The organism is Sphingobium sp. TCM1, from assembly GCF_001650725.1.
In the GTDB taxonomy this organism is placed as follows: Bacteria; Pseudomonadota; Alphaproteobacteria; order Sphingomonadales; family Sphingomonadaceae; genus Sphingobium.
This window is the reverse complement of record NZ_LXVX01000013.1, coordinates 57919-76058: the sequence shown is the minus strand read 5'-3', so window position 1 is coordinate 76058 and position 18140 is coordinate 57919. Positions and strand designations below refer to the sequence as shown.

22 protein-coding genes are annotated in these 18140 nt (G+C 67.0%); 12 read left to right on the top strand and 10 right to left on the bottom strand.

What is annotated here, in order from left to right; all coding sequences use genetic code 11:
• Positions 1 to 80 precede the first annotated feature (80 nt).
• Positions 81 to 503 (top strand): hypothetical protein, encoded by a 423-nt coding sequence (locus A7Q26_RS11690; RefSeq protein ID WP_066859578.1) that lies wholly within the window; start codon positions 81 to 83, stop codon positions 501 to 503.
• Between the two features lie 69 nt (positions 504 to 572).
• Here the strand turns inward: A7Q26_RS11690 and A7Q26_RS11685 are convergent, their stop codons facing one another.
• Entirely contained in the window at positions 573 to 1082 is a 510-nt protein-coding gene (locus tag A7Q26_RS11685; RefSeq protein WP_066859576.1) for an outer membrane protein, read from the bottom strand.
• Positions 1083 to 1395: 313 nt separating this feature from the next.
• On the opposite strand from A7Q26_RS11685, the gene A7Q26_RS11680 reads away from it, so the two are divergent.
• The 7 genes from A7Q26_RS11680 to A7Q26_RS11650 all read left to right on the top strand — a co-directional run bounded on the left by A7Q26_RS11680 (position 1396) and on the right by A7Q26_RS11650 (position 6253).
• Positions 1396 to 2115: a cytochrome b/b6 domain-containing protein gene (locus tag A7Q26_RS11680; RefSeq protein ID WP_066859575.1), complete on the top strand. Its 720-nt coding sequence runs from the start codon at positions 1396 to 1398 to the stop codon at positions 2113 to 2115.
• The gene (locus tag A7Q26_RS11675) at positions 2112 to 2858 is read left to right on the top strand and encodes a molybdopterin-binding protein (protein WP_066859574.1); all 747 of its coding nucleotides are present in this window, start codon (positions 2112 to 2114) and stop codon (positions 2856 to 2858) included. Before A7Q26_RS11680 ends, A7Q26_RS11675 begins: the two co-directional genes overlap by 4 nt.
• A 31-nt stretch (positions 2859 to 2889) precedes the next feature.
• Positions 2890 to 4131: an SAM-dependent methyltransferase gene (locus tag A7Q26_RS11670; RefSeq protein WP_066859573.1), complete on the top strand. Its 1242-nt coding sequence runs from the start codon at positions 2890 to 2892 to the stop codon at positions 4129 to 4131.
• Positions 4132 to 4233: 102 nt separating this feature from the next.
• Positions 4234 to 4539, top strand: coding sequence for a hypothetical protein (locus tag A7Q26_RS11665; protein ID WP_066859572.1), 306 nt, complete (start codon positions 4234 to 4236; stop codon positions 4537 to 4539).
• Positions 4540 to 4654: 115 nt separating this feature from the next.
• Entirely contained in the window at positions 4655 to 5077 is a 423-nt protein-coding gene (locus tag A7Q26_RS11660; protein ID WP_066859571.1) for a DUF350 domain-containing protein, read from the top strand.
• 4 nt (positions 5078 to 5081) lie between these two features.
• On the top strand, positions 5082 to 5924 hold the full coding sequence (locus A7Q26_RS11655; protein ID WP_066859570.1) for a S1 family peptidase: 843 nt from the start codon (positions 5082 to 5084) through the stop codon (positions 5922 to 5924).
• 53 nt (positions 5925 to 5977) lie between these two features.
• Entirely contained in the window at positions 5978 to 6253 is a 276-nt protein-coding gene (locus A7Q26_RS11650) for a DUF3297 family protein (protein ID WP_066859569.1), read from the top strand.
• Positions 6254 to 6295: 42 nt separating this feature from the next.
• Here A7Q26_RS11650 and A7Q26_RS11645 read toward each other — a convergent pair whose 3' ends face one another.
• From A7Q26_RS11645 to A7Q26_RS11630, 4 genes are all read right to left on the bottom strand, one after another.
• Positions 6296 to 6976: a CHAP domain-containing protein gene (locus A7Q26_RS11645; protein ID WP_066859568.1), complete on the bottom strand. Its 681-nt coding sequence runs from the start codon at positions 6974 to 6976 to the stop codon at positions 6296 to 6298.
• A 77-nt stretch (positions 6977 to 7053) separates the two neighbouring features.
• Positions 7054 to 7584: a CHAP domain-containing protein gene (locus tag A7Q26_RS11640; protein WP_066859567.1), complete on the bottom strand. Its 531-nt coding sequence runs from the start codon at positions 7582 to 7584 to the stop codon at positions 7054 to 7056.
• Positions 7585 to 7689: 105 nt separating this feature from the next.
• Entirely contained in the window at positions 7690 to 8760 is a 1071-nt protein-coding gene (recF, locus tag A7Q26_RS11635; RefSeq protein ID WP_066859566.1) for a DNA replication/repair protein RecF, read from the bottom strand.
• 69 nt (positions 8761 to 8829) lie between these two features.
• Positions 8830 to 9342, bottom strand: coding sequence for a hypothetical protein (locus A7Q26_RS11630; protein ID WP_157102539.1), 513 nt, complete (start codon positions 9340 to 9342; stop codon positions 8830 to 8832).
• A gap of 99 nt (positions 9343 to 9441) precedes the next feature.
• Here A7Q26_RS11630 and A7Q26_RS11625 point away from each other — a divergent pair, with 99 nt between their 5' ends.
• Together A7Q26_RS11625 and A7Q26_RS11620 are read left to right on the top strand one after the other, a co-directional pair.
• Positions 9442 to 9831 carry a VOC family protein gene (locus tag A7Q26_RS11625; RefSeq protein ID WP_066859564.1) on the top strand — a complete coding sequence of 130 codons (390 nt, stop codon included), beginning with the start codon at positions 9442 to 9444 and terminating at the stop codon, positions 9829 to 9831.
• Between the two features lie 30 nt (positions 9832 to 9861).
• Positions 9862 to 10395 carry a peroxiredoxin gene (locus tag A7Q26_RS11620; RefSeq protein ID WP_066859563.1) on the top strand — a complete coding sequence of 178 codons (534 nt, stop codon included), beginning with the start codon at positions 9862 to 9864 and terminating at the stop codon, positions 10393 to 10395.
• Positions 10396 to 10442: 47 nt separating this feature from the next.
• Here the strand turns inward: A7Q26_RS11620 and A7Q26_RS11615 are convergent, their stop codons facing one another.
• The 3 genes from A7Q26_RS11615 to A7Q26_RS11605 form a co-directional block, all read right to left on the bottom strand.
• Complete coding sequence (locus A7Q26_RS11615; RefSeq protein ID WP_066859562.1) at positions 10443 to 10862, bottom strand: response regulator; 420 nt, start codon at positions 10860 to 10862, stop codon at positions 10443 to 10445.
• 77 nt (positions 10863 to 10939) lie between these two features.
• Positions 10940 to 13720, bottom strand: a complete 2781-nt coding sequence (locus tag A7Q26_RS11610) for a TonB-dependent receptor (protein ID WP_443018163.1) — start codon at positions 13718 to 13720, stop codon at positions 10940 to 10942.
• A 179-nt stretch (positions 13721 to 13899) separates the two neighbouring features.
• Positions 13900 to 14604 (bottom strand): 2OG-Fe(II) oxygenase, encoded by a 705-nt coding sequence (locus A7Q26_RS11605; RefSeq protein WP_066859560.1) that lies wholly within the window; start codon positions 14602 to 14604, stop codon positions 13900 to 13902.
• A 179-nt stretch (positions 14605 to 14783) separates the two neighbouring features.
• Between A7Q26_RS11605 and A7Q26_RS25555 the strand changes: the two genes are divergently transcribed.
• On the top strand, positions 14784 to 14996 hold the full coding sequence (locus A7Q26_RS25555) for a hypothetical protein (RefSeq protein WP_232313777.1): 213 nt from the start codon (positions 14784 to 14786) through the stop codon (positions 14994 to 14996).
• Positions 14997 to 15118: 122 nt separating this feature from the next.
• Here A7Q26_RS25555 and A7Q26_RS11600 read toward each other — a convergent pair whose 3' ends face one another.
• Positions 15119 to 15877 (bottom strand): class I SAM-dependent methyltransferase, encoded by a 759-nt coding sequence (locus A7Q26_RS11600; RefSeq protein WP_066859828.1) that lies wholly within the window; start codon positions 15875 to 15877, stop codon positions 15119 to 15121.
• 50 nt (positions 15878 to 15927) lie between these two features.
• Entirely contained in the window at positions 15928 to 17100 is a 1173-nt protein-coding gene (locus A7Q26_RS11595; RefSeq protein WP_066859559.1) for a nucleoside hydrolase, read from the bottom strand.
• 49 nt (positions 17101 to 17149) lie between these two features.
• On the opposite strand from A7Q26_RS11595, the gene pip reads away from it, so the two are divergent.
• Positions 17150 to 18091: a prolyl aminopeptidase gene (pip, locus tag A7Q26_RS11590; protein WP_066859558.1), complete on the top strand. Its 942-nt coding sequence runs from the start codon at positions 17150 to 17152 to the stop codon at positions 18089 to 18091.
• Positions 18092 to 18140 lie beyond the last annotated feature (49 nt).

The following is an 18140-nucleotide window of genomic DNA, read 5'->3' as shown; positions in this document are numbered from 1 at the left end:
TCCGGGGCTGACGACAGGCGCGTGAAGCGCAGACGAGACCCCGCCCGAAACGGCGGGGTTTTCTTTTGGGGAAAGAGACGATGACCGACGACGAGATCGACCGGCTGGCGCAGGACTTTCTGGCCTGCACCCTGCCCAAGGCGCGCTGGACCCATGAAGCGCACTTCGCGACCGCGCTCTGGCTGATGCTCAGGCGGCCCGATGTGCAGCCCGAGCAGGACATGCCGGACATGATCCGCCGCTACAATGAAAGCGTGGGCGGGGTGAACAGTGACACGGCCGGCTATCATGAGACGATTACCCAGGCGTCGCTGCACATGGCGCGTTGCCTGCTGGCCAGTCTGCCGCGCGATGTGACGCCGGCTTGCGCCCATTCCGCGCTGATGGCCTCGCCGCTTGGCGACAAGGACTGGCTGTTCGGTTACTGGTCGCAGGACCGCCTGATGTCGGCGGCGGCGCGGCGGGAATGGGTGGCGCCGGACCGGATGGCGCTTCCCGCATAGCAGAAGGGCGGCCCCTCGCAGGACCGCCCTTCGCTTTACCTGATCTTGAGAGGGATCAGAAAGGCTTGATCAGAAACGGAAGCCGACGCCGACCATCGCGGCATCGCGGCCGCCGATGTTCTGCTCATATTCGGTGCGCTGATATTCAGCCGAGATGTAGGTGTTCGGGGTCGCGGCGAATTCCAGACCACCGCCGTAGCGCACGCCTTCGAGAGCGGCGCCGTCACCGGCGACCTCGAAACGGGTCGTGGCATAGCCGACCTTGCCGAAGGCCAGGACGCGCGGGGTCACGACATAGCCGGCGCGCAGCGAGGCAGCCAGATCGCGGCTGACATCCAGGCCGCTGTCATCGACGGTGCTGTCGCCCAGGCTGACTTCGACGCCGCCGACGATGCGCGGCGCGAGGGCCAGGTCGTAACCGGCGGTGACGCCGTAGGCGAAACCTTCTTCGCCGCCGATCTTGTCATAGCCCATGGTCACGCCCGCGCGCGGCCCGGTGAAGGGCGCAGCGTCCTGAGCGAAGGCAGGAGCCGAAACAACGGTGGCAGCAGCAATCGCTGCGAAAATCACAGTCTTCATAAAGTCCTCGATATTTATCTTGTCGCCGCGATTTAGGTATTAATCCGGCGTTCAGGTTTGATGCCAAGCAATCATGAATTTATTCTCACGATTCCTCCTGCTTCTTTTCTCTCCATTATCTGAGAGCCAAGAGCGCGATCTGCATCATGACCGCGCAGTGGCCATCTAGGATCGCCAGATAGAGTTGCAAAGGGGGCGGATCTTTATTTCAATCAATTTCGATGCTTGTGTTGCAAAACGGTTACATCACGTGCTGCGATCGCCCGACGGCGACGCCTATGGACGGGCGGCAAATATCCGATAGGATCGCGACATGGACAGCCGGCCCGACACCGCAGGCATGATCGTCAGGCGCCACCGCCTGTCGACGCGGCTGTGGCACTGGCTGAACGCGCTGCTGCTCTATGTGCTGTTCACCAGCGGCCTTGGCATCTTCAACGCGCATCCCCGCCTCTACTGGGGGCACTATGGCGCCAATTTCGACCATGCCTGGCTGGAACTGGAGCGTTTTCCCGGCTGGATCACCTTGCCGGGCCACTATAGCCTGGCGCTGTCGCGCCACTGGCATCTGGCCGCCGCGCCGATCTTCGCCTTCGCGCTGCTGCTCTACATGGTGTGGAGCCTCGCCAACCGGCATGTCGCCGACGACCTCGCCTTTCGTAGGGGCGAACTGGCGCCGCGTCATGTCTGGCGGGACATCAGGGACCATGCCCGGCTGCGCTTCCCGACGGGCGTCGCGGCGCTGCGCTACAATATCCTCCAGAAGGCGAGCTACATCGGCGTGATCTTCCTGCTCCTGCCGCTGGTCATCCTGACTGGCCTTACCATGTCGCCGGGGATGAACGCGGCCTGGCCCTGGCTGGTCGATCTGTTCGGCGGGCGGCAGTCGGCGCGGTCGCTCCACTTCCTCGCCGCCTTCGCGCTGGTCGCCTTCTTCCTCGTCCATATCCTCATGGTGCTGCTTGCCGGACCGCTGAACGAACTGCGCTCGATCATCACCGGGCGCTACCGCCTGCCGGGGGAAGGGCGATGATCCTCACCCGCCGCGGGCTGCTGCTGGGGGCCACCGCCTCGCTCGCCGGCTGCGACCGACTGGCCCGGAACGAGGGCTTTCGCGAGGCCCTGTTCTCGGCCGAGAATTTCCACAAATGGGCGCAGCGCAGCCTGATGGCGCGCGACGCGCTTGCGCGGGAGTTCCGCCCCGACCAGATATCCCCCGTCTTTCGCGCCAACGGCACGGCCAATCCGAACACGCCGGACTACAAGGCGCTGTGGCGCGGCGGCTTCGCCGACTGGCGGCTGCGGGTCGACGGGCTGGTCGCGCGGCCGCTGTCGCTGCCGCTGGCGGATTTGCGACGGCTGCCCCATCGCGAGCAGATCACCCGCCATGACTGCGTCGAGGGCTGGAGCGCGATCGGCAAATGGCGGGGGGTGCCGCTCGGGACGATCCTCGACGGTGCCGGGCTGCGCGACCGGGCGCGCTATCTGGTCTTCCACTGCGCCGACAGCATGGGCGGCGGGCAACCCTATTATGAAAGCATCGACCTGATCGACGCCTTTCACCCGCAGACCATCCTCGCCTTCGCGCTCAACGACCGGCCCTTGTCGGTCGCCAACGGCGCGCCGCTGCGGCTGCGGGTCGAGCGGCAACTGGGCTACAAGCAGGCCAAATATCTGATGCGGATCGAGGCGGTCGAGAGCCTGGCCGCGATCGGCAAGGGCAAGGGCGGCTATTGGGAGGACCATGCCGGTTATGACTGGTATGCCGGCATTTGACGCTCGCAAAACGACATGACAGGGTGGCGGCATGAAATTGTTTGAACGTGTTCTCAAGCATTTGGTCCGCCGTGGCCAGTTGACGGTCCACTATCATACTGGCGGCAGCTTCACGGTCGGTCGGCCCGATCCGGCCTTTCCCAATCTGGCGCTGCGTTTCAGGGACGGGCGCGTGCCGCTCGACATCATCCGCGACCCGCGCCTTGGCATGGCCGAAGCCTGGATCGACGGCCGCGTGGGCATAGAGGGTGGCGGCATCATGGAATTCGTGTCCATGATCCGCGCCAACAATCCCTGGGAGCAGGGGCGCTCGATCGACGCCAAGTCCTTTCTCAACCGCAGCTTCAAGAGCGTCCGCCAGAAGCTCTGGCGCATCAACCACAAGTCGCGGTCCAAGGCGAATGTCGCCCATCATTACGACCTGTCGGGCGCGCTCTACGCCCTGTTCCTGGACCGCGACCGCCAATATAGCTGTGCCTATTATCCCGATGCGGACAATGAGGCCGGGATCAGCCTGGAGCAGGCGCAGGAGGACAAGAAGGCGCATATCGCCGCCAAGCTGCACCTGAAGCCGGGCATGAAGGTGCTGGACATCGGCTGCGGCTGGGGCGGCATGGCGCTCTACCTCCACCGCACCTGCGGCGTCGACGTGACCGGCATCACCCTGTCGGAAGAGCAGCTGAAGGTGGCGCGCCAACGCGCCGAGGAGGCAGGCGTCGCCGATCATGTCCGGTTCGAGCTGATCGACTATCGCGACATGGATGGGCCGTTCGACCGGATCGTGTCGGTCGGCATGTTCGAGCATGTCGGCACCGCCCATTTCCGCACCTTCTTCAACAAGTGCCGCGACTTGCTGGCACCCGACGGGGTGATGCTGATCCACACGATCGGGCGCGTGGACGGGCCGGGCATCACCGATGCCTTCACCCAGAAATATATCTTCCCCGGCGGCTATATCCCGGCCCTGTCGGAGATGATCCGCGGCAGCGAGGGCACGCGCCTGATGGTGACGGACGTGGAGGTGCTGCGCATCCATTATGGCCTGACCATCCGCGAATGGTACAAGCGGACCCTGGCGCACAAGGCCGATATCGTCGCCCTCTATGACGAACGTTTCTTCCGCCTCTGGACCTTCTACCTGGCCGGCGCGGCGACCGTGTTCGAACATGGCGGCATGGTGAATTACCAGGTCCAGTATGTGCGCGACCGCCACAGCCTGCCGATCACCCGTGACTATATGCTGGAGGCGGAAGCGGCCCTGCGCGGCCGCTGATCCCTTAACCATGGCTGACAGCCATGTTCGCGGCCGGTTCAGTCGGTGACGCGCATTCTCCCTCTCATGCCCCCGCGCGGGGGTGGAAGAGGAGAGAGCGACATGAGATTTTTCTGGAAGGGTGTGGCGGCGCTGACCCTGGCCACTGCCGGCCTTGGCGCGGCGGCGGTTCCGGCCCAGGCCCACGACTATCGCGACGGCTGGCGCGGTGATCGGGATGGTCGCTGGGAAGGTCGGCGCTGGGATGGGCGTCGCTGGGACGACCGGCGGCACTGGCGTGGCGACCGTCGCGACTGGCGGGGCCATCGCGGCTATGACCGGCGCTATGCCTACCGCCAGCGCTGCTGGACCGACTGGCGCTACGACTATTATCGCGACCGCAATGTGCGGGTGCGGATCTGCCGCTGACGCTTCGGTCGGTTTGGAGGAGTCGGGGCGCGCCAAGGCGAGTCCCGGCTCCACGCCCGACCGGGAATGATGTGCGCCGATTGAACCCGGAGGCGGTTTCCGGCATTGCACCGGCATGACCGATCCCATGCCCGTGATCCAGAGCCTGTTGTCCGGCCTGCCCATCCTGCTGCTGCACCTTGGCACCGCCACCCTCGTCTGGCTGGCGGCGCTTGCCATCTACCTGTGGATAACTCCGCACGACGAATTCGCGCTGATCCGCGCCGGGAACGAGGCCGCGGCCATTTCCCTTGGCGGGGCGGCGATCGGGCTGGCCGTGCCGCTGGGCTTCTGCCTGGCGGGATCGGTCAATATCTGGGACATCCTTATCTGGGGCAGCGTCACGCTGGTGCTGCAACTCATCGCCTTCCGCCTGGTCGACTTCCTGCTCGGCACGCTGTCCGCCCGGATCGAGGCGAACGAGCGATCGGCCGCGATCTTCCTGGCCATGATGAAGGCGGCGATCGCCTGCCTCACCGCCGCGGCCGTGGCGGGCTGAACCGATGGCGCGTTCCAAGGCGCGGGGAGGGTGCGGCTGTCTGCCCTTCGCGCTGGGCGCGCTGCTGCTCGTCGTCTGGTTCGGGCAGGACATCGCGCCGCCGCTCCAGGTCGAGCAATATGATCCGCGTTCGCCGCGCCGTCCGCTACCGCAATGGGGCGACGAGCAGTTCGTGATCGAGGACCGGCCCGGCGGCCCGGCCGATTCGATGGGCACCGCCTTCGCCGTCGACCGGGACGGCGCCTGGCTGACCGCCGAGCATGTCACCCATGGCTGCAACCGCATCGGGCTGGAGGATGGCCGCTATGCCAGCCCGGTGTCGCGGGTGGTCGAAAGCCGGGAGGCGGACGCCGCGCTGGTCCGCGACGGATTGCCCAGTCCCGATGCTCTGCCCCTGTCCGACCACACGCCGCAGCCGGGCACGCCGGGCTATCATATGGGCTTTCCCGCGGGCGAGCCGACGCTGGTCGTATCGGAACTGATCGGCGCGGCGAGCGCGCGGCGGGGCCGGAGCGAGCTGACCCAGCCGGTGCTGGCCTGGGCCGAGCGCGCGCGCATCCCGGAGGGCGACGGCACCCTGTCGGGCATCAGCGGCGGCCCGATCTTCGCCGAGGACGGGCATGTGATCGGCGTCAACAGCGCTTCGACCGACCGGCGCGGCCGCATCCTGACCACGGCGCCCGATGCCGTCGCCCGCCTCACCAGCGCCAGCCGCGCCATCGACGAGCGCCCGGTCGCCTATCCTTTCGCGGGCGTCGCCGATGCGGAAAATCGTTTCGCCGCCTGGCTGGACCAGGGGGTCATCCGGCGCATCTTCTGCGATGTCGATGGCCCGCGCGGCGGTTGACGACCCATGGCCGCAGACGCTAGGCGCGGCCCAGCATTTCAAGGAATCCGACCATGAGCGATACGCCTCCCGACCATCTGTCCACCAATCCGCGCAGCCCCCATTTCGACATGGACGTGCTTCAGCGCGGCATCGGCATCCGCTTCAAGGGCCGGGAGCGCAAGGATGTGGAGGAATATTGCATTTCCGAAGGCTGGATTCGCGTCGCCGCCGGCAAGACCCGCGACCGCCATGGCAATCCGCTGACGATCAAGCTGAACGGCGAGGTTGAGGCCTGGTTCGAGAAGCCGGCCGAAGGCGCCGAGGACAAGGCCGCCGACGCCGAATAATCGACGGGACAGGGGCGCCATTGACGGGCGCCCTTTTCTCTTTCAGTTCATCATCGTGCCGCGCTTCACATCGGCGATGATCGCGCTCAGCGTCCGTTCCGCCGGGGCGCTGTCGGCAAATGCCACGACGCGCAGATCGGTCTCCAGCCTGGGCGCGGTCTGGCGGGGCGCCTTTGCCGCCGGCGCCGTCTGGCCGGCCCATCCATCCCCGCCCAGCGTCGCGAAGCGCACGCTGTCGCCCAGCGACGGGTCGGGGGTGAAATCGCGCAGCTTCGCCCGGGCGGGATAGATGAAGCCATAGGTCGGATTGGTCCGTGCGCCCATTTGCCCGGTCGGGCTGTGCCAGACGCGGACCTGGCTCCAGTCGCCGTCATCCGATACGTCGATCGCCAGCACATCTTCCTCGATCGCGCCGGGCGCCGACCAATTGGCGTGCCGGATCAGCACGCGCCGGTCGTCCAATATCCGGCTGACCACGGCGACATGGCCGAGCGTCATCGGGCCATGGGGGCGGAACGCCAGCACCGCGCCCTTCTTCGGCTCATGGCCGCGCTTGTAATGCCCCTCGGCCTGGTCCCACCAGGTCAGCGCGTCGCCGCGTATCTCCACGCCCGACACGATGCGGGCATAGGGCACGCATTGCAGCATCGCCGCGCCGAAGGCAGGCGCAGCCATAAGCCCGGACAGCAGCAACGCGGCTGCCCAGATCGTCTTTCGAACCATTTGCGATCCCGCAATGTCAAGAATCGCCCCACCGGGGACGATCCTAGAACCGGGATGATTGGGAAAAGGTAAACGCTCTAGAAAGCAGCGCGCAGGGCAGCGCCGCCGGCGGTTTCGGCCGATGCGATGCGGACCGGCTGGTCGGAAACCTTCGGCGCGTCGGCATAGATGAAGCCGTTGGCCGGGTTGGAGCGCAGCCCCAGGCCACCGATCGGGCCATACCATACGCGCACGTCGGTCCAGTCATTGTTGGGCGAGACATCGACGGCGCGGACATCGCGCTCGATGCCGCCGCGATAGGACCAGTTGGCGTGGGTCAGCAGCACTTCGCGGTCGCTCACCACCTTGCTGACCATGGCGACATGGCCGACCGGCATCGAACGGCTGGACGAGAAGGACAGAACGGCGCCGACGCGCGGTTCATGGCCGCGGGCGTAGCGACCTTCGGCCTGGCCCCACCAGCTGTTCGCGTTGCCGTGGATGTCGATGCCCGACACCTGACGGGCGAAGGGCGCGCACTGCAAGGTGCCGGCGCTGGCGGGGAGGGCGATCAGGGTGGAAAGTGCAAGGACAGATGCCGCGAAAACCGCGCGAAGACTTACGAACATCCGATTGCGACCCCGACTTTTTAAGAGCTTAACCCCGTTGAGGCTCTTAGGGCAGAGCGCGGACGAACCGACAAGCGCGGGGCGACGAGTCGTTTTGTCGATGCGTTATGTTGCGGAACGAAAGACGTGTCCGGAGGTTACGGTGAGCCGGGTGGCGGATGACAAATCGCTGAAAAGGCTGGTTTCGGTCCCGGTCATCCACACCTGTCCCCCGGTCGCGGCCAGACGGTCGAACAGCGCGGCCCGTCGCGACGGGTCGAGATGCGCCGTCACTTCGTCGAGCAGCAGGACTGGCGGCTGTCCCCGGTCGGCGGCGACCAGGGCGGCATGGGCGAGCAGGATCGAGAGCAGCAGCGCCTTCTGCTCCCCGGTCGAACAGAGGGCGGCCGCCTGCCCCTTGGCGACATGGGTGACGTTGAGGTCATGCCGATGCGGGCCGGACAGGGTGCGCCCCGCCGCCGCATCGCGCCGCCGTTCGCGCGCCAGCCGGGGGGCGAGCGGCTCGTCGCCCGCCTCGTCGCCCTCGATCGCGATCAGCGGCCGGGCGAAGGGTTCGTCGGGCCGGTCGGCCAGCACATGGTTGAGCCGCGCCACCAGGTCGGCGCGCGCGTGGCCAAGCGCCGCACCATGCTCGTCCATCTGCGCTTCCAGTGCGGTCAGCCAGACCGGATCGGCGCGGCGCACGTCGGTCAGCAGCCGGTTGCGCGCTCGCATCGCCGCATCATAGCGCGCGCTGTGCGCGGCATGGCCCGGATGCAGCGCCAGCGTCAGCCGGTCGAGGAAGCGCCGCCGCCCGCCCGGACTGTCGAGGAACAGCCGGTCCATCGCCGGGGTGAGCCAGACGATCGAGAGATGATCGGCCAGCGCATTGGCGGAGGAAGCGACGCCGCCGATCCGCACCTGCCGCCGGTCGGGACTGGCGGGGGCGACTCCGGTGCCCAGCACCACCCCGTCGACCTCGGCCGCGACACCGAAGCCGCCGCCGCCGTCCTGCCGCGCCATGGCGCGGAGCGGCGCGCCGCGCAGGCCACGCCCCGGCGCCAGCATCGACACCGCTTCCAATATGTTGGTCTTGCCCGCGCCATTGTCGCCGGTCAGCAGGATGAAGGCATGATCGGGCAGGATCAGCGCATCCGCATGGTTGCGGAAATCGCTCAGGGTCAGGCGGCCGATCATCGCGCGGCTGTAGCGGGGAGTTGGATCGGGGGAAAGCGGCAAGCGGCTTTCCTGGCCGAGCGGACCGGATCAGCAGCGCTTGCGCACCACTGCCGTGCCGTCGTTCATGATCGTCAGCGTCCGGCCGTCGGCCGAGGGCCGCATCAGGAGCGTCCGCGTCCAGCTCTGTCCCTCGCCGGTAAAGGCCGCATCCACCGCGACCCGGCCATCCTCGCCCGTCCGCACCGCCTTCACCGTGCCGACGCTTTCATGGAAGACCAGCTGGTCAGGCACGACGGTCAGCTCAAGGTCGGCGGTGCGGTCGCCGCAGCGTTCGTCGATGCCGGTCCAGCTGCCCTGCAAGGCGACGGGAATGAGGCCGCCGGGCGCGGCGGGCGGCGGTGGCGTGTCGATCGCCGGTGGCGGTTCGACCGGCGTGATGGCGTTGGCGGGCGTCGGCCCGTCCTCCACTTCGGGCATAGTCTGGTCGAGGATGTTCGCGACGACGCCGGGCTGCTGGTCCTGCCGATCATCCTGCCGGTTGCAGGCGGTCGCTGCCAACAGGGGCAGGAGCAGCGGCAGGAGCGGGACGATCTTTCGCATGGAGCGAAAACCCAGCCGGGCGCCTTGCGGTTCCCGCCGCATGACTTGGCGTGGCCGCCATGCTAGTGCAGCGGGGCATAGCCAAGGGGAGTCGATGCCATGCCGGTGCTGGGAATGGGCGGCCTGTTCTTCCGCTCGCGCGATCCCGAGGCGCTGGCCGCCTGGTATCGCACGCATCTGAATGTCGGCGGCGGCTGCGTGGTCGATCCCGGCGACACGCCCAATGAGTGGATCTGGCAGCCGCAGGGCGGGCCGATGGTATTCGCCCCGTTCAAGGCCGACAGCGATTATTTCGCGACCGACAAGGCATTCATGCTCAATTTTCGCGTGTCGGACCTTGACGGGCTGCTGGAGGACTTGCGCGCCGCCAACGTTGAGATCATCACCAGGCCGGAATGGGACGATCCGCAGGTCGGCCGTTTTGCCCGCATTCACGATCCGGAGGGCAATGCGATCGAATTGTGGGAACAGCCCCCGCCTTCTGTCTGATTTTGGCCGCATGATTATTGGAGCATCCTGATGAAGCGCCTGTCTATCCTCCTCGCTGCCGCTGCCACCGTCCTCCTGCCCGGCGCCGCCATGGCCGCGCTCGCCGTGGGCGCCAAGGCGCCCGACTTCACCACGCGCGGCGCGCAGGCGGGCAAGACCTTCACCCTGACCCTGTCGCACCAACTGAAGCGCGGGCCGGTGGTGCTCTATTTCTTCCCCAAGGCCTTCACGCCGGGCTGTTCGGCCGAAGCGCGCGAATTTGCCGAGAATATCGAGAAGTTCAAGGCGGCGGGCGCCACCGTCATCGGCATGTCCGCCGACCCGGTCGACGATCTGGTCGCTTTCTCGACCAAGGAATGTGCGGGCAAGTTCGCGGTCGCATCGGCCGGGCCGGGCATCGTGTCGGGCTATGACGTGGCGCTCAAGATGCGGCCGGGCATGACCGACCGCACTTCCTATGTCATCGCGCCGTCGGGGCGTATCGCCTTCGTCCACAGCGAGATGAACTATGCCGGCCATGTGAAGAGCACGCTGGCGGCGGTGGAGGCGATGAAGGGGAAATAATCCCCCGTCACCGCTGCTCATCTGTATCGAACCCGCCGGTCGCCGCGTCAGGCGGCGATCGCGACCGGTTCCTCCACGATCGCAAGGCCGCGTCCGACGGTGCGGATCAGGCTCAGGAAGCGCTTGGCCTCGCGCACGATCATCGCCTTGTTGAAACAGGCGGCGGCGCCCCGGTCGAGCGCTTCGGCGACGATCGGCGCGCCGTCGCGCAGCAGGCTGGACAGCATGATGACGGGGCATGGGTCCATGTCCATGATCTCGTCCAGCACCGCCATGCCGTCGCGCCCCGGCATGGCGATGTCGAGCGTGACGACATCGGGCTTTTCGCGCCGGATCATCTCGATCGCTTCCTCGCCATTGCCGGCGATGCCGACCACTTCGACGCGGCGGTCCTTTTCCAGCAGCGTTTCGATCATGGCGCGGATGGTCAGCGAATCATCGACGACCACAAGCCTGATGGGTTTCATCGTCCGTCTCCAAAGCGGCGTTACGACTGACCATAACGGCTGGGGAAGGACGGGCTTTAGGCGTCCCTAACGGGGATTTAACCAGGCGGCCGGTTGCCCGCCCCGAAATTGGGGAAGAACAGCTTGCGGAAGCTGATCGAGACGGTGCGGCCCAGCGGGTCGAGATAATCCTGCTGGTAGCGCAGCGGCGTCGCCCCGGTCGCGTCGCGCACCTCACGCCGCTGGTTGAAGATATTGTCGATGCCGATCGACACGCGCGCGCCGCGCAGGAAGGGCATGTCCTTCGTCAGTTGCGGCATCTGCCCCAGATTGGCGAAGAGGCGCAGGTTCGCGGTCGCGAGGCTGCCGAATTCGAGGCGCGATGCGCCGCCAAGCGCGCCATCGACATGGGTGCCGCTTTCCCAGTCGATGCCCAGCCGCGCGCCGATGCCATTGTTCATATAGCCGATCCGCGCCTTGACCTCATGCCGCGGCTGGCCGCCCGACGATCCGGTGGCGTCGCCGTTCAGCAGGTCGAGTTCGGGCACGCCCGGCGCGATCAGGATGCTCTCTTCCAGATGCCAGGTGTGATAGAGGCTGAAGCTGAGGCGGCCACCGCCACCGCCCTGTCCCCGTCCGCCGCCAAAGCCGCCGGGACCGCCGAAGCCGCCGCCCGGCCGTCCCTGTCCGCCCGGTCCGGCATTATTGCCTTCGCCGCGCGGTCGGTCGCCGCCCTCGCCCGGCGGGGGGGCGCCGTCCTGCCCGCCGGGGCGCGGCTGGCGATTGCCGAACAGCGCCTGTAATTCGGGCGGCCGATCCTCGGGCTTGCCGCCCGAAGCGCGCCATGCCTCCATCAGCTTCTGGATACGCGACTTGAGCGGGATGGACAGGTCGAAGCCCCAGCGCAGTTGCTCGCTGCGCGACCGGAGGAAATTGATCGGCCGCGCATCGACCTGCACCAGATTGCCGTCGGCGTCGCGCAGGAAGCGCTGCGGGAAGGCGTCTTCGATGTCGGGCGTCGGCGTCGGGAAGGCAGCGATCGGGTTGCTGGTGCGGCTGTTGAGATAGGTGGCCGTCAGGGTCAGGTTCGGTTTCTCGAACGGCTTGACGGTGGCGCTCAGGCGGAACTGGTCGCGCACGCTTTCGCGCAGCGAGGGGTTGCCGCCCGACCATTGCGTCACGAACACGCTCTGCCCGGTCGCATAATCGAAGACCGAGACGTTGGGCGTCGCAATCAGCGGATCGGTGATCTGCGCGCCGGTGGGCGCGGCCCGGTCCTGATTGGCCGACGCCAGGATCTGCACCGCCTTCACCGGCTGCCAGCGCAGGCCATAGCCGAGCGTCGAGAGGGTGCCGAAGTCGGACAATTGCTGCGCCGCGAGATTCAGGTTGATGCCGATGTCGCCGACGCCGCCCAGCACGCCCCTGGACCGGCTGGTAAGCGGCAGGTCGATGCTGATCTGCCCGCTGCCGATCTGGCGGCTATAGTCAGTGGGCCGTTCGACCCCCGAGCGGATCGAGCGGCTTTCAAAGCCGTTGGCCGATCCGCCCAGCCGGATCGAGGCCATGACGTCGCCGGCGGGCAGGCGCAGCAGCGCGCCGCTCACCAGCAGGTCGGCGCTCACCGCCTGGCTTTTGGCGCGCGCCGTGTCGGTCAGGCGGGTCGACAGCAGGCCGGACGCGAAGTCGCCATAGGGATTGACGTTTGGATCGCCCGCGTCGAGCGCCGCCTGGATCGCGTCGGTCGCGACGCCGCGATCCGTGCGCGTCCGCGTGATCGACAGGTCGCCATTGCCGGTGAAGGACCATTGCCATTTGCGGCCGATCTGCCCGTTCAGCGTCAGGCCGACATGGCCGGTGGTGCCGCGGATCTGCTGCCCCAGCGCGCCGGCCTGCGCCAGATAGCGATAGAGGGTGACGTCCTGGCCGAAGGGGGAGAAGGGGCCGCCGGCATCGAGACCCAGGGCCGCCGTCGACAGCCCCTGGAGCGAGTCATTTTCCGACAGTTCCAGCCGCCCGTTGAGTGTCGCCGATACGCCGCCCAGCGCGCGGGCGAGCGTGGCATTGACGGAGAAATTCTCGGTCGCGGGGCTGAGCGTGCGATAGCGGGTGAGATCGGTCACGGCCGCCGCATTGGCGCCGGCGACGAAATCGCCCAGCGTCGGTGCGCCGCCAGCCGCGATCGCCGGCACGGCGGCCACCGTCACGGTCTGGCCGGCCAGCGCCGACAGGGCCGGGTCGATCTCCGCCCCCAGCGTGGTCGAGCCGATATTGCCCGCCAGCGCATAGGGGCGATTGGCCGGGGTGGTGGTGATGTCGCGCTCGCTTTCCAGCAGGCGGGCGGCGCGGCTATATTCCAGGTTCAGGGTGAAGCGGTTGTCGCCGCGAATGCGCAGGATGCCCGCTTCCCACTCGCCATTCTCGCGCCCGCCCTCGGTGGTCGTGCCCAACTCCATCTCGCCTGTCTCGGCACGGAAACGCTGGCGCAGGACGATGTTCACCACTTTCTGCGTCGGCGCATAGCCATAGCTCAGCGCCACCTGCTCGGGCAATATGTCGACCCGCGCTACCGCTTCGGTCGGCAGGTCGCGAATTTCGGCGAAGCTGGAGATGCGCTTGCCGTTCAGCAGCACGACCGGGGTGCCGTTGGTCTGGGGCGACAATTCGGTGATGAGGTCGTTGATCGACGTGACGCCCAGCGCGCGCACGTCGGCGGGGGACAGTTGCTGTTCCGGCTCGATCTCTCCCATCACCGCGCCGCGTTGCGGCTGGCCTGTGACGATGATCTCCTCGCCCTCGTCGCTCGCCTCCTGCGCAGCGCCCCTGGGCTGTTGCTGCTGCGGCTGGGCCATCAGCGCGCCGGGCGCGACGCCCAGCATCAAGGGCAGCAGAAAGACGGATACGGAACGGCGCACGAAAACCCCCCAGGGACAGATTTGTTACCCCTATTTGCCTAGCCGCCACTTGTCGCAGGATTCTGGCATTTGCCGGACAAATTTGTCGCAAAATGTAATGGGGTGGCTGAACCGGGGCTGGCTGGACCGGAACGGGTGGGACGTCAGGCGGCGTCGTGAAAGATGATCCCCAGCGTGTAGCGCGTGCCGGACAGCAGGCGGCTGACGCCATGGCGCATCTGCACGCGATGGACGCCGCGCGCGCCCATGACCGGCCGGTCGCGCACCGGGAAGATCACGGCGTCGCCCCGGGCCAGCGGCACGACTTCGGGTCGGGACTGCATTCGCGGCCGCTGTTCGGTCAGCAGGAAGGCGCCGCCGCTGAAGTCATGCTCCGGCTGCGACAGCAGGATCGCCGCCTGCAACGGGAAGATATGCGGGCCATAGACATCCTGGTGCAGCGCGTTCCAGTCGCCCGCTTCATAGCGCAGCAGCAGCGGGGTCGGCTTGTCCTGCCCGCCCAGCGCGCAGCGGGCGAGGAAATCGGCGTGACGCGCGGGATAGATGTCGCCCGTTCCGAGCATCGCCGCCCAGCGATTGGCGTGCCGCGCCAGCGCGGGCCACAGCGCCTCGCGCAGCGCCGCGACCGGATCGGGCAGCGGATAGGCGAAATAGCGATAGCGCCCGCTGCCATAGCCGTGTCGCGCCATCACTACCTCCTTGCGGAAGGCGGAGGGATCGTCCCACAACGCGATGATCGCGGCGCACTGGTCGGGGGAGAGCAGCGCGGGCAGGCGCGCCGCGCCATGCCGGTCGAGGTCGTCGAGGTTCATGCGCGGCAGGATGGCAGCGACGCGATGCCGCGTCATCCCGCGCCTTGCGGCCAAAGCGGGAGCGGGCGGTCGGATCGGGACGGACAAAGGGGGTGGAAAGCGGACGGTCGGGTCTACGAGCGTCTTAACGCAAGGGCCGGCATGTTATCTCGTCATGCCAGCGAAAGCTGGCATCTCAGGCGGATGCGCGCAACGATAGGGAATGGCGCAAGGCCTTGCTGCGCGTGTCGAATAGCATCGCAACGGCACTGGGTCTGCTTTCTGCAAAAAATACGGCCTCACGCTACTCGTTCTGGCAGGACCCCATGATGACATCACACACGCCATTGCCGGTGAGAAGGCATAAAGGCGTGGAAGCGCGAGTGGAAATCCGGCGCCTAGAGGAGAGCAATCCCGATTGGCGGGATATTTCAAATCTCATCCTCTGATCGCCTGAGACCCCAGCCTTCGCTGGGGTGACGGAAAAGCGGACGGGTGATGAAACAAAAAGGCTCGAACGGCAAAACTGGTCCCTTCCGGTACAAGAGCGGATCGATGCCAGGCGGGTTGCTTACCCCTTCGGCTTGCGGAAGCGGAACAGGAAGCGGTCGGTCTTGCCGCGGACCGCCGGATCGAACACCAGTTTCATGTGATCGTCCGCCGGATTGGCGAGCAGGGGGCTTTCCGCCTCCAGCACGAAGCCGGCGGCGGCGAAATCGGTCTTCACCACGGCCGGGTCGATGCGGTGCAGCTTGTCCACGACCGCGCGGGTGTCGCCCGCGCCGCCCACATGGTCGATGATCCCGACGATCCCGCCGGGCTTCGTCGCCGCGTAGAGCGTCTTCACGAAGGCCGCCGGATCGGTGCGCGGGATGCCATATTTGTCCGACTGCCAGTAGAGATCATGGTAGCTGAGGTTGATGATGGTGAAGTCGAAGCTGTTTGCGGGCGCACTGAACGCCTCGAACGGATAACGCGCCCAGTTCACTTCGGGTCGGCGGGCGACCAGCGCCTTCCATTTCAGCTGCTCGTCGGGCTGGGTGTAGAACTGGTTGGGCTCGAACGCCGTCACCTTGCCCTTCGGCCCGACGGCGTCGGCCATGATCTCCGCCCAATAGCCCGATCCGGTCATGATGTCGGCCGCCTTCATGCCGGGCTTCAGCCCCAGGAAGGCGAGCGTTTCGGCGGGCCTGCGGCTGTCGTCCAGCGCGCTGGCCTCGGCCGGGCGCTTCGGGTCCGCCAGCGCGGCGGCATAATCGGGCGATGGGGCGGCGACGGCCGGGGCGGCGATCGCCAATGTCGTCAGAACAAGTGCGAACGTCAGGCGCATGATTTCCCCTCCTGCAAGGAGGGCGATCATGCGCCCGCCGCGCGTGGGGTTCAACGGCCCGCCCCGGCGTCGGTCGATCGCTTCCTGTCGTTGGTCGAAGCGTGGACGGGGCGCATGTAGAGCCGTGCCATCGCCCCCTCCATCTTCGTGCGGTCGACCGACAGGATGACCCGCTGCGCCTGTTCGCCCAGATGCGGTCGATAGGCCTGCGTCCAGGACAATGTATCGCCATAGGCCGCGGTCTGGCTGGTCTCGAAATCGATCCACAAGGTTTCGTCCCTGGTCACGATCTCCGGGTTCAACCACACCATGGCGACGATCTCGTCCCACATGGGAAAGCCGGGCGCGAGGCCGGTCTGGAACAGGTCGGTCAATACCGTCCCGGCGGGCTTCAGGCTATCGAGAAAGGTGCGGGTCCATTGCGTGCCGGTGGACGGATCGACCGGGATCATGGTGATCTTCCGCCATGGGGCATGGGCCATGATCCTGGCGGCTTCGGGGTCCCAGCGGATATTGAACTCCCGCCGGGGCGAATTGACGAATTCGCGGGCGAACTGCTCGGCCGATGCGCCCTGCAACCGCTGATGCGGCGCCAGGCTGCCGCCCATATAGACGATTTCCTTCACATTGGCGGCAAAGCCGGGGTCGAGGCTCTGGGCGATCGCGATATTGGTCATCGGGCCGGTGGCGAACAGGGTGATCTCGCCCGGATGCGCCTTCACCATCCGCACCAGGAAGGCAGCGGCGATCTCTGAGCTGGGCTTCGTCGTCGGATTGCCGATGGGGAGATCGGGCACGCGGGTCGGATCGCCGGCGCCCGGATGCTCCTGGATCGTGTCGCCCGGCCAATAGTCGGTCCACGGCCCCTTGAAGACCAGCCGTCCATAGAGGCCTTCCCAGCGCCTGGTCGCCTCTGCGCTGTTGAGCAGTGGCAGCGTTGCGCCCGGCACCACCGGCACGTCGGTCCGCCCCAGTATCTCCAGCGTGCGCAGCGCATAGGCGGTGGCAGTGTCGCGCCAGACCGATCCGCTGGTCGTGGTGATACCCAGCACCTCCACGCCCGGGCTCTGCAGCAGCAGCAGCGGCACGCCGTTGAGGCCGATCATGTCATCATCGACGATCACCAGCCGCTTGGCCGCCACGGGTGCGGCGGGTTTCGCGCTCGCCCCCTGCGCGGCCATCGCCAGCGCCAGTGCGCCCCATATCGCCATCATCCATCGCATGTCTGCCTGCCCCCATTCCGCTACGCCCCGCCACCTGTTAGGACGGGGGATGCACAGCCTCTATCCGCCGATCACCCCCTATGCCACTGGTCATCTTGACGTAGGAGACGGCCACAGCCTCTATTGGGAACGGGTCGGCACGCCGGGCGCCAAGCCGGCGGTCTTCCTGCATGGCGGGCCGGGCGGGGGCATTGCGCCCGATCATCGCCGGCTGTTCGATCCCGCGCGCTATGACGTGCTGCTATTCGACCAGCGCGGGTGCGGCCGATCGACACCGCACGCCTGTCTCGACGCCAACACGACCTGGCACCTGGTCGCCGACATCGAACGGCTGCGGGCGATGACGGGGGTGGAGCAATGGCTGGTGTTCGGCGGCAGCTGGGGATCGACCCTGGCGCTGGCCTACGCCCAGACGCATGTGGAGCGTGTGACCGAACTGGTGCTGCGCGGCATCTTCACCATCCGCAGGCAGGAGATCGACTGGTATTATCAGCAGGGCGCCAGCCGCATCTATCCCGACAAATGGGAGCGGTTCGTCGCGCCGATCCCCGAAGCGGAGTGGGGCGACATGGTCGCGGCCTATCGCCGCGTCCTGACCGGCGAGGATCGCGCGGCGCGCTTGGCCGCAGCCCGCGCCTGGAGCCTGTGGGAAGGCGAGACGATCCGCCTGCTGCCCGACCCGGTGCTGTCGGCGACCCATGATGCGGATGATTTCGCGCTCGCCTTCGCGCGGATCGAAAATCATTATTTCGTCCATGGCGGCTGGCTGGAGGAGGGGCAACTGATCCGCGATGCGGGCCGGCTGCGCGATATTCCCGGCGTCATCGTGCAGGGCCGCTACGACATGGCCTGTCCTGCGGAAACGGCCTGGGCGCTGCATCGCGCCTGGCCGCAGGCGCGCTTCGAGATGATCGAGGGCGCGGGGCACGCCTACAATGAGCCGGGCATATTGGATGCGCTGATCCGCGCGACGGATGGGTTTGCGGGGTAGAAATCTTCCTTCGGATTGGTCGGGAAGCCCAGCAGGAGCGGACATGATC

What these genes read in the sequence shown, in the direction of transcription:
- A7Q26_RS11690 (WP_066859578.1), top strand. Translation starts at nt 81, where the DNA reads ATGACCGACGACGAGATCGACCGGCTGGCGCAGGACTTTCTGGCCTGC.
- A7Q26_RS11685 (WP_066859576.1), bottom strand. Translation starts at nt 1,082, where the DNA reads ATGAAGACTGTGATTTTCGCAGCGATTGCTGCTGCCACCGTTGTTTCG.
- A7Q26_RS11680 (WP_066859575.1), top strand. Translation starts at nt 1,396, where the DNA reads ATGGACAGCCGGCCCGACACCGCAGGCATGATCGTCAGGCGCCACCGC.
- A7Q26_RS11675 (WP_066859574.1), top strand. Translation starts at nt 2,112, where the DNA reads ATGATCCTCACCCGCCGCGGGCTGCTGCTGGGGGCCACCGCCTCGCTC.
- A7Q26_RS11670 (WP_066859573.1), top strand. Translation starts at nt 2,890, where the DNA reads ATGAAATTGTTTGAACGTGTTCTCAAGCATTTGGTCCGCCGTGGCCAG.
- A7Q26_RS11665 (WP_066859572.1), top strand. Translation starts at nt 4,234, where the DNA reads ATGAGATTTTTCTGGAAGGGTGTGGCGGCGCTGACCCTGGCCACTGCC.
- A7Q26_RS11660 (WP_066859571.1), top strand. Translation starts at nt 4,655, where the DNA reads ATGACCGATCCCATGCCCGTGATCCAGAGCCTGTTGTCCGGCCTGCCC.
- A7Q26_RS11655 (WP_066859570.1), top strand. Translation starts at nt 5,082, where the DNA reads ATGGCGCGTTCCAAGGCGCGGGGAGGGTGCGGCTGTCTGCCCTTCGCG.
- A7Q26_RS11650 (WP_066859569.1), top strand. Translation starts at nt 5,978, where the DNA reads ATGAGCGATACGCCTCCCGACCATCTGTCCACCAATCCGCGCAGCCCC.
- A7Q26_RS11645 (WP_066859568.1), bottom strand. Translation starts at nt 6,976, where the DNA reads ATGGTTCGAAAGACGATCTGGGCAGCCGCGTTGCTGCTGTCCGGGCTT.
- A7Q26_RS11640 (WP_066859567.1), bottom strand. Translation starts at nt 7,584, where the DNA reads ATGTTCGTAAGTCTTCGCGCGGTTTTCGCGGCATCTGTCCTTGCACTT.
- recF (WP_066859566.1), bottom strand. Translation starts at nt 8,760, where the DNA reads ATGATCGGCCGCCTGACCCTGAGCGATTTCCGCAACCATGCGGATGCG.
- A7Q26_RS11630 (WP_157102539.1), bottom strand. Translation starts at nt 9,342, where the DNA reads ATGCGAAAGATCGTCCCGCTCCTGCCGCTGCTCCTGCCCCTGTTGGCA.
- A7Q26_RS11625 (WP_066859564.1), top strand. Translation starts at nt 9,442, where the DNA reads ATGCCGGTGCTGGGAATGGGCGGCCTGTTCTTCCGCTCGCGCGATCCC.
- A7Q26_RS11620 (WP_066859563.1), top strand. Translation starts at nt 9,862, where the DNA reads ATGAAGCGCCTGTCTATCCTCCTCGCTGCCGCTGCCACCGTCCTCCTG.
- A7Q26_RS11615 (WP_066859562.1), bottom strand. Translation starts at nt 10,862, where the DNA reads ATGAAACCCATCAGGCTTGTGGTCGTCGATGATTCGCTGACCATCCGC.
- A7Q26_RS11610 (WP_443018163.1), bottom strand. Translation starts at nt 13,720, where the DNA reads ATGCTGGGCGTCGCGCCCGGCGCGCTGATGGCCCAGCCGCAGCAGCAA.
- A7Q26_RS11605 (WP_066859560.1), bottom strand. Translation starts at nt 14,604, where the DNA reads ATGACGCGGCATCGCGTCGCTGCCATCCTGCCGCGCATGAACCTCGAC.
- A7Q26_RS11600 (WP_066859828.1), bottom strand. Translation starts at nt 15,877, where the DNA reads ATGCGCCTGACGTTCGCACTTGTTCTGACGACATTGGCGATCGCCGCC.
- A7Q26_RS11595 (WP_066859559.1), bottom strand. Translation starts at nt 17,100, where the DNA reads ATGCGATGGATGATGGCGATATGGGGCGCACTGGCGCTGGCGATGGCC.
- pip (WP_066859558.1), top strand. Translation starts at nt 17,150, where the DNA reads ATGCACAGCCTCTATCCGCCGATCACCCCCTATGCCACTGGTCATCTT.